15 protein-coding genes are annotated in these 12,642 nt (G+C 62.5%); 2 read left to right on the top strand and 13 right to left on the bottom strand.

The window, feature by feature from the left end; translation table 11 throughout:
* Nucleotides 1-2: 2 nt before the first annotated feature.
* The 4 genes from phnE to ACMCNM_RS06595 are packed head-to-tail and all read right to left on the bottom strand — an operon-like array spanning nt 3 to nt 3,254.
* Nucleotides 3-770, bottom strand: a complete 768-nt coding sequence (gene phnE, locus ACMCNM_RS06610; RefSeq protein WP_412764112.1) for a phosphonate ABC transporter, permease protein PhnE — start codon at nt 768-770, stop codon at nt 3-5.
* Nucleotides 767-1,594 (bottom strand): PhnE/PtxC family ABC transporter permease, encoded by an 828-nt coding sequence (locus ACMCNM_RS06605; protein WP_275749165.1) that lies wholly within the window; start codon nt 1,592-1,594, stop codon nt 767-769. The genes phnE and ACMCNM_RS06605 overlap by 4 nt, the downstream gene beginning before the upstream one ends.
* Nucleotides 1,588-2,388, bottom strand: coding sequence for a phosphonate ABC transporter ATP-binding protein (locus ACMCNM_RS06600; protein ID WP_339550835.1), 801 nt, complete (start codon nt 2,386-2,388; stop codon nt 1,588-1,590). Before ACMCNM_RS06600 ends, ACMCNM_RS06605 begins: the two co-directional genes overlap by 7 nt.
* Nucleotides 2,389-2,399: 11 nt before the next feature.
* Nucleotides 2,400-3,254, bottom strand: coding sequence for a putative selenate ABC transporter substrate-binding protein (locus ACMCNM_RS06595; protein WP_412764111.1), 855 nt, complete (start codon nt 3,252-3,254; stop codon nt 2,400-2,402).
* 127 nt (nt 3,255-3,381) lie between these two features.
* Between ACMCNM_RS06595 and selD the strand changes: the two genes are divergently transcribed.
* Together selD and mnmH are read left to right on the top strand one after the other, a co-directional pair.
* Nucleotides 3,382-4,416, top strand: a complete 1,035-nt coding sequence (selD, locus tag ACMCNM_RS06590) for a selenide, water dikinase SelD (RefSeq protein ID WP_412764110.1) — start codon at nt 3,382-3,384, stop codon at nt 4,414-4,416.
* Nucleotides 4,416-5,525, top strand: a complete 1,110-nt coding sequence (gene mnmH / locus ACMCNM_RS06585; protein ID WP_412764109.1) for a tRNA 2-selenouridine(34) synthase MnmH — start codon at nt 4,416-4,418, stop codon at nt 5,523-5,525. The genes selD and mnmH overlap by 1 nt, the downstream gene beginning before the upstream one ends.
* Nucleotides 5,526-5,686: 161 nt before the next feature.
* On the opposite strand, the gene ACMCNM_RS06580 is transcribed toward mnmH, so the two are convergent.
* The 9 genes from ACMCNM_RS06580 to cyoE all read right to left on the bottom strand — a co-directional run bounded on the left by ACMCNM_RS06580 (nt 5,687) and on the right by cyoE (nt 12,642).
* A complete protein-coding gene (locus tag ACMCNM_RS06580) occupies nt 5,687-6,073 on the bottom strand; it encodes a lysozyme inhibitor LprI family protein (RefSeq protein WP_412764108.1) in 387 nt (128 codons plus the stop codon).
* Between the two features lie 21 nt (nt 6,074-6,094).
* Nucleotides 6,095-6,634 carry a hypothetical protein gene (locus ACMCNM_RS06575; protein WP_186675506.1) on the bottom strand — a complete coding sequence of 180 codons (540 nt, stop codon included), beginning with the start codon at nt 6,632-6,634 and terminating at the stop codon, nt 6,095-6,097.
* Nucleotides 6,635-6,778: 144 nt separating this feature from the next.
* Nucleotides 6,779-7,342, bottom strand: coding sequence for a GNAT family N-acetyltransferase (locus ACMCNM_RS06570; RefSeq protein ID WP_186675503.1), 564 nt, complete (start codon nt 7,340-7,342; stop codon nt 6,779-6,781).
* A 169-nt stretch (nt 7,343-7,511) separates the two neighbouring features.
* Nucleotides 7,512-7,763, bottom strand: a complete 252-nt coding sequence (locus tag ACMCNM_RS06565) for a DUF3077 domain-containing protein (protein WP_412764107.1) — start codon at nt 7,761-7,763, stop codon at nt 7,512-7,514.
* On the bottom strand, nt 7,760-8,008 hold the full coding sequence (locus tag ACMCNM_RS06560) for a hypothetical protein (RefSeq protein ID WP_172960340.1): 249 nt from the start codon (nt 8,006-8,008) through the stop codon (nt 7,760-7,762). Before ACMCNM_RS06560 ends, ACMCNM_RS06565 begins: the two co-directional genes overlap by 4 nt.
* 444 nt (nt 8,009-8,452) lie before the next feature.
* Nucleotides 8,453-8,839: a YkgJ family cysteine cluster protein gene (locus ACMCNM_RS06555; protein WP_085272629.1), complete on the bottom strand. Its 387-nt coding sequence runs from the start codon at nt 8,837-8,839 to the stop codon at nt 8,453-8,455.
* A 171-nt stretch (nt 8,840-9,010) separates the two neighbouring features.
* The gene (locus ACMCNM_RS06550) at nt 9,011-10,138 is read right to left on the bottom strand and encodes a hypothetical protein (protein WP_412764106.1); all 1,128 of its coding nucleotides are present in this window, start codon (nt 10,136-10,138) and stop codon (nt 9,011-9,013) included.
* Between the two features lie 115 nt (nt 10,139-10,253).
* Nucleotides 10,254-11,462, bottom strand: coding sequence for an alanine transaminase (gene alaC, locus ACMCNM_RS06545; protein WP_027595509.1), 1,209 nt, complete (start codon nt 11,460-11,462; stop codon nt 10,254-10,256).
* 292 nt (nt 11,463-11,754) lie between these two features.
* Entirely contained in the window at nt 11,755-12,642 is an 888-nt protein-coding gene (cyoE, locus tag ACMCNM_RS06540) for a heme o synthase (RefSeq protein WP_027595508.1), read from the bottom strand.

The raw sequence follows: 12,642 nt of genomic DNA, 5'->3' as shown, positions 1-12,642 counted from the left end.
AGTCAGGCGCGCACATAGCGCTGGCGCAGCACATCACTCAAGGCATCCACCAGCAACACCAGCACCAGCATGGCGATGATCACCGTGCTGGCTTGCGCCTCCTGGAACAGGCTCAAGGTGGTGTAGAGCATCTGCCCCAACCCACCTGCCCCAACAAATCCCAACACGCTGGCCATGCGGATGTTGTTCTCCCAGCGGTACAGGCTGTAAGCCAGCAACTGCGGCCACAGGTTAGGCAAGGTACCAAAGCAGAATGCCGCCACCTGGCTGCCACCCTGCAAGCGAATGGCTGCTGCAGGCTCTGCCGGGGCGTTTTCCAGCGCCTCGGCAAACAAGCGGCCCAGCACCCCAGCGGTGTGTAACGCCAAGGCCAGGGTCCCAGCATTCGGGCCAAGCCCTGCGGCCAGCACGGTGAGCGCCGCCCAGACTAATTCCGGGATGGCCCGCAAGGCATTGAGCAGCACCCGCGCCGCTGCCTGCAGCAGCCAGCCGAAGCGGCCCGCCGCCGGTAACGCCAGCAGCATCCCCAGCACCACCGCCAGCAAAGTCCCCAGGCCGGACATCGCCAAGGTCTCCAAGGCGCCATGCCAGACCGCGCGCAAATGCTCGACGGTCACGTCCGGGTGCAGGAAGCGCCCCGCGTACTCGCCCATCTGCCCTAGCCCGCCATCACCGACCAGCGCCTGCAGGTCCAGTTCGAGATAGGTGAACGAGGCCACCACCGCTGCGATGATCACGCAGAGCACCAGCAGGTTGATCGCCCGGTTCATGCCAGCCTTCCTCGCAGAAAGCGGCTGAGCAGGTCAGCCAGCGATACCAGCAACAGAAACGTCAGCAGCATGCTCGCCACCTCCGCGCCGGCAAACATGCGCATCGACAGGTCGATCTGCTGCCCCAACCCGCCAGCGCCGACAAACCCCATCACCACCGAAGCACGCACCGCGCATTCCCAGCGGTACACCGTGTACGACACCACTTCCGACACCGCATTGGGCAAGATGCCGTAGAAAAAGGCCATCAGCCGACCACTGCCGGCCTGCAATAGGGCATGGGCCGGGCGTTGGTCGACCGACTCGAAGATTTCGGCGTAGACCTTGCCGAGCATTCCGCTGTAGGTAATGGCGATGGCCAGCACTCCCGCCGTTGGCCCAAGCCCCACGGCACGCACGAACAGCAAGGCCCAGACGATTTCTGGCACGCTACGCAGAAAGATCAACAGCCCGCGTACCGGCAGCCGCAGCACCCGCGACCACCACCCGGCCCGCCCGCCACGGGAGGCCGCGCGCAACGACAAGGCACGGCTGGCCAGCAGGCTGGCAGGTACCGCCAGCACCAGCGCCAGGGTCATGCCGGCCGTGGCCACGGCGAGGGTCTGCAAGGTGGCTTCGTACAGCAACTGCAAAAAGGCGGCATCGTGCGCCGGCGGCCAGAAGGCTTGGGTGAAGCTGGCGATCTGCTGACGGTTCTCGGCCTGCCACAGCACGCCGGGGTTCAGCTCGCTCAACTGCAGGCCCGGCCATAACACCGCCACAGCAAGCAAGCTCAGCAGCAGCCGTGGCAGGGCAGCCGGGTCGCGGGCATGGGCCTTCAGCATCGCGGGATCTGTACCGTCAGCACTGCTGCAGGCTCCTGCAAGGGAGGCGAAGCCAAGTGTTCGTTGGCATAGAGTGCATCGAGCATTTGCGGGCTGACCGCCTCGGCCGGGCTGTCGAACACCACCTGCCCTTCACGAATGCCGATCACCCGTGGAAAGTGCGCCAGCGCCAGCTCGACCGCATGCAGGCTGGCCACCAGCGTTACACCGCTGGCCTGGGCGTGGCGGTTGAGCAATGCCAGGCTGTGGTCGGCCAGCACCGGGTCCATCGCCGAAACGGGCTCATCGGTCAGCAGCAAGTCCGGGCGTTGATACAGCACCCGTGCAATACCCACCCGTTGCAGTTGGCCGCCAGACAGTTGCCCGCACTGAACGAACAGTTTGTCAGCCAGCCCCAGCTCGGCCAATGCCTGGCGCACCCCGGGCACATCGGTCGGGTACAGCAGGTTGAACAAGCCACGCACGATACCCCACTGCCCCAATCGCCCCGCCAGCACTGCGGTCACAACCCGCTGGCGCGGCGGCAAGGGCGGGGCCTGATGCACCAAGCCAACCCGTGCCCGCAAGCGCTGACGCGCCCTGCCAGACAACTGCCAGGGCTGTTCACCGAACAGCGCCAGGCGCCCGGCACTGGGCTGGATAGCAGTGGCCATCAGGTGCAGCAGGCTGGACTTGCCAGCGCCAGAGGGGCCGATAATCGCGACCCGCTCGCCCTGCTCCACGCGCAGGTTTATCGCGTCGAGCGCGCGGACCTGGCCATGGTGCAGGCTGGCATCGTGCAGATCAATTGCCATCGGAGCGGACGTCACTTGAGCAGGCCGGCCTCACGCGCGGCTTGTTCGGTGCCCTGGTAGTTCTCAGGCTTGGTCTCGATAAAGCGGCTGGCAGCCTGCAGGTCGAGGATCGCTTTGTGCTCGGGGTTGGCCGGGTCCAGGTCGAGGAACGCCTGTTTGATCTTCGCCTTGAGTGCCGGCGCCATGTTGCCGCGCACGGTCCAGTTGTAGTCGTAGTAGGTCGGGGTAGTGGCGAACACCCTCACCTTGCTGGTATCGACCTTGCCGGCGTCCACCAGCTTTTGCCAGACGCTGGCATTGAGCACCCCGCCATCGACCTTGCCGGCCTGCACCCAGGTCGCGGTGGCGTCGTGGGCACCGGAGTAGGCCACACGGCTGAAGTAGTCCTCAGGCTTGATGTTGTTCTCTTTGAGCATGAAGTAACGCGGCATCAGGCTGCCCGAGGTGGACGAGATGGAGCCAAAGGCGAACGACTTGCCCTTGAGGTCGGCCAGACTCTTCACATTGGGGTTGGCGGTGATGAACTTGGACGTGAATTGCGCGTCCTGCTCACGCTGCACCAGCGGCGTGGCGTTCGGGTCTTTCAAGTGCACCTGAACAAAGGTGAACCCTCCCAGCCACGCCAGGTCGAGGCGGTCGGAGGCCAGCGACTCGACCACCGCCGGGTAGTCGGCGACCGGCACGAACTTCACCTCCATGCCCAGCTGCTTGGCCAGGTACTCCCCCAACGGCTTGAATTTACGCTGCAGCTCCGTGGGCGCTTCGTCGGGGATGGCACTGACCCGAAGGGTCTCAGCAGCCTGGGCGACAACGGCACAACAAGACAGCACGAGGCCGGCGGCGAGCGCCAGAGGGCGTTTGAGCATGGGCAATCTCCGGGTCATTGGCAGCTAAAGGGTCGGCAGCCGTGCCGACCGTGAAAAGTATAAGTGCCCATGGCGCAATGGCCAGCTTTGCTACAATCGCGCAACAATTTGATCTGCTGAGGTACGTATGAGCGAGCCAATCCGCCTGACCCAGTACAGCCATGGTGCCGGTTGTGGCTGCAAGATCTCCCCCAAGGTACTGGACGTGATCCTTGCCGAAAGCGGCGTCCAGGCCCTGGACCCGAACCTCTGGGTCGGCAATGCTTCGCGCGACGACGCTGCCGTGTACGCCCTGGACGAAGAGCGCGGCGTGGTCTCGACCACCGATTTCTTCATGCCGATCGTCGATGACCCGTATGACTTCGGCCGTATCGCCGCCACCAACGCTATCAGCGACATCTACGCCATGGGCGGCGACCCCTTGATGGCCATCGCCATCCTCGGCTGGCCGGTCAACGTGCTGCCGCCGGAAGTCGCCCGCGAAGTGATCCGCGGCGGGCGCGCGGTCTGCGCCGAAGCTGGCATCCCGCTGGCCGGCGGCCACTCCATCGACGCCCCGGAGCCGATCTTCGGCCTCGCCGTCACCGGCGTGGTCAGCAAGCGCCATCTCAAGCGCAACGACACCGCCACCGCCGGTTGCCGCCTGTACCTGACCAAACCGCTGGGCATCGGCATCCTCACCACCGCCGAGAAAAAGGCCAAGCTGCGCGAGCAGGACCAAGGCCTGGCACGCGACTGGATGTGCACCCTCAACACCCCCGGCAGCCGCTTCGGCAAGCTCGAGGGTGTGAGGGCGATGACCGACGTCACCGGCTTCGGCCTGTTGGGCCACTTGGTGGAGCTGGCCGACGGCAGCGGCCTTACCGCGCACCTGGACTACGCCGCAGTACCGCGCCTGCCAAGTGTCGATCACTACCTGGCCGAGGGCTGCATCCCGGGCGGCACGTTGCGCAATTACGAAAGCTACGGCCACAAGATCGGCGCCCTGAGCGATGAGCAAAAGCACCTGCTGTGCGACCCGCAGACCAGCGGCGGCCTGCTGGTGGCGGTCAGCCCTGAGGGTGACGCGCAGTTTCTGGCCGTGGCGGCCGAACTGGGCCTGCAACTGTCGCCCATCGGCACGCTGGGTGAGCGACAGAGCAACGCGGTCGAGGTGATCTGATGCGTCCCGACTGCACGGATTTCCGCCCGCTATTTTTGAACGACGTGCCGATGATGGACATGCGCGCGCCCATCGAATTCGCCAAAGGTGCCTTCCCGGGCGTCGTCAACCTGCCACTGATGAACGACCAGGAGCGGCAGAAGGTCGGCACCTGCTACAAACAGCAAGGCCAGGCCGCCGCCATCACGCTTGGCCACCAACTGGTCAGTGGCGCGACCAAGCGCGACCGCCTGCACGCCTGGGCCAGCTTCGCCAAGGCGCATCCCGAGGGCTACCTGTACTGTTTCCGCGGTGGCCTGCGTTCGTTGATCGTTCAACAGTGGCTGCGCGAGGAAGCGGGCATCGACTACCCGCGGGTCAAGGGCGGCTACAAAGCGATGCGCACCTTCCTGCTGGACACCACTGAGCAGGCAGTGGCGCAGTGCGATTTCGTTTTGATCGGCGGCCTCACCGGCACCGGCAAGACGGAGGTACTGCACCAGTTGAGCAATGGGCTGGACCTTGAAGGTCATGCCAACCACCGTGGCTCCAGCTTCGGCAAGCGTGCCACCGCGCAGCCCGCGCAAATCGGCTTCGAAAACAAGCTGGCCATCGATGTGCTGAAAAAGCGCGCGCGTGGCATCGAGCAGTTCGTGCTCGAAGATGAAGGCCGTATCGTCGGCAGCTGCACCGTGCCGCTGGCTTTGTACCAAGGCATGCAGCAGTACCCGTTGGTATGGCTGGAGGACAGTTTCGAGCAGCGTGTTGAACGTATCCTGCGCGATTACGTGGTCAACCTGAGCGCAGAGTTCGTCGATGTGCACGGCGACGAAGAGGGCCGCCGACTGTTTGCCGAACGCATGCTGTCGAGCATGGCCAATATCCACAAGCGCCTGGGTGGTGAACGCTGCCAACGCTTGTCCGCCATCTTGCAACAAGCCTTGGATGAGCAACAGCGCAGCGGCGCGGTGGAGCTGCACCGGGGCTGGATCGAAGGGTTGCTGAAGGAGTATTACGACCCGATGTATGCCTATCAGCGCGATGCCAAGGCTGAGCGTATCGAGTTTGCGGGGGATGCCGTGGAGGTGCGCGAATACCTCAAGGCCCGCGCGCAAAGGCAGCAACACTGAGGCCGCTTAGCCAGTTGCCAAACACCTTGCACCACCGTCGTCTGTAGGAGCGGCCTTGCGTCGCGAAAGGGCCGCACAGCGGCCCTATGACGCCGAAATCTGGGGCCGCTGTGCGGCCCTTTCGCGACGCAAGGCCGCTCCTACACAAACGTGCGCCCATCTCACTGCCCCGGGCTGAGTACTCGCTCAAGCTCGGCCGCCCGGTCCCGGGTCATGTCCATCACGCACACGCCGCCTTCCAGCTGCGCCATCGTCCCGCCACTGGCGTGTACGTGGAACGTGCAGTTGTCATCACGGTAGGCGATCCACTTGCGCTGTACTTCGCGCAGGCGTTTTTGCTGCGCTGCCTCCAGCTTGCCCATCAACTGTTTGTACACCCGGTTCAAGCGCTGGTCCTGCAACTGGGTCTCGGCCTGGATGCAACTGCTCATGGCCACTGTGCTGGACGCCTTGTCCATGCATTGGCCATAGCTCGGCGAATTTTCTTCGGCCATGGCCAGCGGCAGCACACACGCCAGCGCCAGGCCCGTCAGGTGATACTTATTCATGACTATTTCCCCCTGTGGATATCAAAATGTCTGTGGCTGTTCCGGCGGCATCAGCACCTTGTTGGGCTCGAAACGCAACGACGGCATCTGCGTTGCGGCATACAACGCGACACCCAGCGCCGCTATCAACGCCACATCGAGCCAACGCCAGCCGGGCATGTCGTCGGCGCTGCGGGCCTTCCAGCAATGCCAGGCCTGGCCTGCGCAGAACACCCCCATCGCGGTGAGCCACAGATAAAAGCCCGCACCAAAACCGGTGCGGTCATGAAACGCGTAGCTTTGGCTGTCTGGCAATCGGTCAATTCCGAAACTGCTGGCAGCCAGATACAACGCCGCCACACCGCATGCCAAGGCCAACCGACGGAAACGTCGATGGGCAAGAATCGCCACGGCCAGCAGCGGATTGGCAAACCATTGATACAACCCGAAGGGCATGCCCCATGGCCCGTACAGCAACATCTGCAGGGCGGGCATGTGGCGGTCGCCACTCATCAGCACGCCATCGAAAAACAGCGCGAGCAGGTACAGGAACAGGCTGATGCTCAGGTAGAAAACGGGCAAAGGGGCACACCTGGGGAAAACGGGACAGGCTGCGACCATAACCCAGGCCCTGCCCCGCTTCCAGGCGTTTAGTACGTGCCGCGCAGGGTCACCACCGGTAGCGTGATGTACAGCAGACGATGAAAGTCGAGGTTAGCCATAACACTAAACAACTGGTGGTTCCAGCAGCAGGCCATAGATGCCCGAGTCGGACAGCTCGCCGGCCACGCACCAGCGTGCCCGCAGGGTACCTTCGAGCACGAAGCCCTGGCGTTCGAGCGTGCGTGCCGAGCCTTGGTTGCGCGGGTCGATCTCGCCCTCCAGGCGGCGCATGTGCAGGGTGTGAGCGAGGTAGTCGATGAAGCAGGTCAATGCCTCGTCCATGTACCCCCTGCCCTGTACGGCGCTGGCCAGGCAATAGCCGATCTCGCCACGGCGGGATACGTCATCGATGTTGAACAGTTGGACCATGCCGATGAGTTCGCCGTTGTCACGGCGGTACATGCCGAGCTTGAGCTGGTCGCCATTGGCATAGGCTTCACGGTCGGCAGCCAGGGCGCTTTCGGCCTCGGCGAGGTCTTGCCAGGGTGCGTGGTGCCAATAACGCATGACCTCGGGGTCGGCCATGATCGCCAGCCATTGCGCGGCATCGCCATGGCGCATCGGGCGCAATTGCAGGCGGGGGCTGTCGAGGCAGAGGTCACTGGGGAAACTGCGGGGTGGGGTCACGCCGGATCTCCTGTCCATTGCTGGGGAGATGACAGTTTAACGTCAAGCGAGGCGGCTGGGGGATGCGTTGGGTTTTATCGTGTGTTTGAGCGTGGGCCAGTGTGTGCCGGGGTTTTGCGTTGGGGCGGAAATCGAGCGCCGCGCGCGCGGCGCTCGTCTGCTCTACCACTCAGACGCCCCGGTTCAACCCCATTTCCATGTCGTTGATCAGCGCCTTGGCCATGGCACTGAGTATCCGTGCAGCGCTGCCTGCAACCTTGTTGCCCTCCATCTCGGCCTCTTCGCTGAGGTGGCGTATGCACCCCAGCAACACAGACAATTCGTCGAACGCGTGATCAAGGGGGATGCCCGGTTCGATGCGGAACAATTCGAGAAACGTCTCCACGCCAGCGGTGGTATGGCTTTTCAGGTGATTGCTCATTCCACTGCCTCCTGCGCCTTTATGTGGGCGAACAGCGCATGAAGCAATTCGGTCAGGGCGGACATGTTTTCGAGGAGGGCGCTGCGTTGCAGGCTGTCTTCGGCTTTGAGGTAAAGCTCGATGGTTTGGGAAAGGCTGCCCATGAGTTTGGCTGCCTGGGACCTTGCCTCTGCATGGGAGAGGTCGGCGATTATCGAGATATAAGGGATTGGGAAAGTGGGTGGGTCTGGGACGAGCTTCTTCATAGTCACCTCGAAAAATTTTCAGAAGCAACCACTCATCCTTCTCACAGATTGGGTGGCAGCCGTACGCGAGGTGAGAAGACCGTGTCCCGAGGCACCACGGCCAGACCGAAGTCTGCACGCGCACGGCTGCCATAACTGGCAAGCCACCTCAAAACAGCGGGCTTCTCACACCCGATCGCCAATAGCAGCGACGGCGAGACGTTAACCCTGAGGTACTTGCCTGACTATCAGACGGCGTCCGACACAAGCCGTAGGATAATTCCACGCGCTTGCCAACCTGAAGCATTTGGTTTCAAGTTCAGAATCTTCTTACAGCTGATGGCCCTTTCGCGGGGCAAGCCCGCTCCCACAGGATCGGTGACTTGCTTCGCCCACAGGTCTTGCAACGGTCCTGTGGGAGCGGGCTTGCCCCGCGAAAGGGCCGGCACAGGCGACCCAAAAAGGTCAGGCCACCTCAGCCCCATCATCATCCGGCCAATGCGGCTCGTTGGCCCCAGGCGGGGTCAACGGCGGCAAGCCATAGGCCGCGCGTGCATCGTCGCAGCTCGGGTTGTGCACCCCACCCTCCCACGACGCTTCGAACTCTCGGCAAGGGCTCGAGCGGTTGGCGTAGATGGTGCACGCCACCTCTTTGCCGATCTCGCCGGCAAGGCTGACGCAGCGGCAAGGCTTGGCATCGGTGCCGATCATCGCGACCCGTGTAGGGTTGATCTGCACCACCAGGTCGTCAGGCACAACGCCCCCGGCAGACTGGCATTCGCCCCAGAAGAAGGACACACGGAAGTACCCGCAGCAGGCGCCGCAGTCAAGGCAAGGGTTATATTCGGACATGAGGCCACGGAGGGAAGGTTGTTGTTATCGGGGCTGGGCCCGCGGCGCCATTTTCATTCCAACCGGGGCCGGCTGGATAGAGGGGGAATGCAAAAAAAATTGCCACTGATCCGGCAAACTCCACAGCCAGAAAAATGGGCGAACAGCACAGCGGCTGCCCGCCTGCCCGGCCTAGCGCAGGGCCTTGTAAGTGTTGGCATCCCAGTGCTGCAGGCCCAAGCCTTCGCGAGGGTCATAACGGTCACTGCGCACCTGGCTGAAGCGCGTGCGGGTTTCGCCACAGTGCACCAGCCGGTCGTCTTTTTGGCCTTCGGTGATGACGGTATATGACTGGCTGCGCATGGCCTGGTAGTGCTCATCGGCGGCCGCCATAGCCAAGTGATGCTGCATCAGTTGGTTGTCATCCAGCGCCAGGCACTTGTCCAGTTCGGCACCCCAACGGGTCAGGCAGACTTCGGCGAAATGCCGCACGATTAACCCGGGTTCGACCAGCACCTTGCCGTCGCTCGCCCCGTCAGCCGAGGCATTACCCACCAAGGTGGCATGCCGGCCTGGCATTGGGTAGATGCACATGCGCGTGCCGGGGTCGACGGCAGGGATCACGCAGGCGAAGCCCTTGGAGCGTTCGTCACGCGAATAGAATCCGACATATTCGCGGACATTGCCCGCCAGGCTCACCCGCTCGGTTTGCACGTTGCCGACACCGGGCACGGGGTCGATGGCGAAGATGTTGACCGGAATATCCTTCAAGTCCGGATCCTCAGCCATCGCATTGGCCAGCATATGGCAACTGATGCCGCCACGGCTCCAACCCACTAGGTTGACCTGGGTGGGCAAGCGCGGTTCGCGGAATATAGTGATGATCTGTTCCTGCAGCGCCTGCGGGGTCGGGTGGCGATCGCCGTAGTCATAGGTCCGCCAGAACCAGGAAGCCGTGGCGGACGCATCCGGGATCGGCACGCCTGCGTCTTTCAGCCTTGTGTACGCATCCTCAGTGAGTTTGGTGCGCTGCCAATTGCTCTCACCCTTGATCACGTTCAGCACATGGCTCACGTTTTCTTCCCAACCACGGCCAAACAACTGACCACTCCAGTTAAAGTAGCCACCTGGTTCAACGAACAATTCGTCATCCTGAAGGTTGCCGCTACCTGGCCCGTCAACCGCAATCCAGTGGGCGAACTCACGCCCCTGATCGTTGCTGGCCAATGTCGAGACCAGCTCGCCGTTCCAGAAATTGGGGTTGGCAGCATCGAAGCGGTGGGAACCGGTGCCGCAGAAATACGCTGTGAATACACTCATTTGGATACCTGAACAGGAAAATGAGTGCTGAAGGTAGTGGCGCGAATAATCGCCAGGCAGTCGGAAGGCCAGCCCAGCTGATATAACGAGGGGCCGCCACGCGGCCCCTCGCTGTTTACTTGCGGGTCAAACCATCCGCCCTGAACATCTGGCGGATGCCGCGAATCGCCTGGCGAATACGGTCCTGGTTCTCGATCAGGGCAAAGCGCACGTGATCATCACCGTAGTCACCAAAGCCGATGCCCGGCGACACACACACCTTGGCCTCAGCCAACAGCTTCTTGGAAAACTCCAGGGACCCGAGGTGCGCATACTCCGGCGGAATCTTAGCCCACACGTACATCGAAGCCTTGGGGTTCTCGACCATCCAGCCCAACTCGTGCAACCCCTTCACCAACAGGTTGCGGCGCTGGCGGTACTGCTCGGCGATATCGCGCACGCACTGTTGGTCGCCTTCCAGCGCGGCAATGGCTGCCACCTGCAAAGGCGTGAAGGTGCCGTAGTCGTGGTAGCTCTTGATGCGCGCCAGAGCGTTGACCAGCTCGGGGTTGCCGACCATGAAGCCGATACGCCAGCCGGCCATGTTGTAGCTCTTGGACAGCGTGAAGAACTCCACCGCGATGTCCTTGGCCCCCGGCACCTGCATGATCGACGGGGCTTTCCAGCCGTCGTAGACGATGTCGGCGTACGCCAGGTCATGCACCACCAGCACGTCATACTGCTTGGCCAAGGCCACCACGCGCTCGAAGAAGTCCAGCTCCACGCACTGCGCGGTCGGGTTGGACGGGAAGCCGAGAATCATCATCTTCGGCTTGGGTATCGATTCGCGTATCGCCCGCTCGAGCTCATTGAAGAAGTCCACACCCGGCACCAGCGGCACCGAACGCACCTGGGCGCCGGCAATCACCGCACCGTAGATGTGGATCGGGTAGCTGGGGTTGGGCACCAGCACCGTGTCGCCCTGGTCGAGGGTGGCGAGCATCAGGTGAGCCAGGCCTTCCTTGGAACCGATGGTGACAATGGCTTCGCTTTCCGGGTCGATGTCGACCTCGTAGCGCTCCTTGTACCAGTTGGAAATGGCCCGGCGCAGGCGTGGGATGCCGCGGGAGGTGGAGTAGCCGTGCGTATCTTCACGCTGGGCGACCTGCACCAGCTTCTCGACGATGTGCGGCGGGGTCGCGCCATCGGGGTTGCCCATGCTCAGGTCGATAATGTCTTCGCCACGACGGCGGGCGGCCATCTTGAGCTCGGCGGTGATGTTGAAGACGTAAGGGGGGAGACGATCGATGCGCGCAAAGCGGCGCGGCGAACCTGGGTTGGCCATGGCTTCCTCTGAGTACGTAAGCGCCCGGAACCGTCCGAGCGACGTTGGCCGATGTGGCGGCCTGGATCAGAAGATAGTGCCGAAACAGGATATCTGTAAAGGGCAATTTCCTGTTTTATTAGAATTTTTCAGATGTATTTTTTGAAAATTAGAATTTTGTGTTTTCAGGGCCGGCCTCTTCGCGGGGAGAGCCCGCTCCCACAGGAATATACACAGGCATTGGGACTTGCCCAGAACACCCATAAAAAAACCCCGGCACATGGCCGGGGTTTTCGTGTAACAGGCAGCGGTATCAGCGTGCGTAGGTCATCAGCACGTCCGCAGCAGTCTGGCTGTCCACCGACATCATCACGCTCAGGGCAGTGACAGTGAGGATAGAGAAGCCAAACACCTTGCGGGCCCACTTGCTGTCGTCCTCGGCCTTGTAGCCACCCCAGGCCATGTACAGCCAGTACAGGCCCATGGCAGCTGCCACGGCCAGGTAGCTGAGGCCGGCGTAACCGCCGAGGGTGAGCATCAGGGTGGCGAGCACGAAGGCCAGCACGTACAGCACGATCTGCTTCTTGGCAGCAAGAATACCGCGTGCCACCGGCAGAACCGGAATGTTGGCAGCGCTGTAGTCCTTGAAGCGGAAGATGGCGATCGCGAAGCTGTGCGGCATCTGCCACAGGCTGAACATCACCAGCAGGGTCACTGCAGCCAGGTCGAAGCTGTTGCTGACGGCGCAGTAGCCGATCACCGGAGGCATGGCACCCGAAAGGCTGCCGACCAAGGTGCCGTGCACCGATTTACGCTTCAGCCAGAGGCTGTAGAAACCGACGTAGACGACGAAGCCGATCAGCGCACAGAACGCCGACAGTGGGTTGGCCTGGACATACAGCAGGCTGAAACCCGCCACCCCAAGCAGGGTGGCGTAAATCAGCGCGAGGGGCAGCGACATGCCGCCCTGGACCATGACGCGGTTCTTGGTACGTTCCATCTTGATGTCGATGTCGCGGTCGATGCAGTTGTTGAACACGCAACCGGACGCCACCACCAGGGAAGTACCTACCACCACCGCCAGGAACAGGGCGAAGTCTACATGGCCCTTCGCGGCAAGGAAGAATCCGCCTGCCACGGAAAGCACGTTACCGAAAATGATCCCCGGTTTGGTGATTTGGATAAAGTGCTTAACGGACAT

The sequence above is a fragment of the Pseudomonas sp. NGC7 genome, assembly GCF_047159675.1.
Taxonomy (GTDB): domain Bacteria; phylum Pseudomonadota; class Gammaproteobacteria; order Pseudomonadales; family Pseudomonadaceae; genus Aquipseudomonas; species Aquipseudomonas kermanshahensis.
Note: the sequence above shows the minus strand (reverse complement) of the source record. Positions and strands in the feature narration are given on the sequence as shown.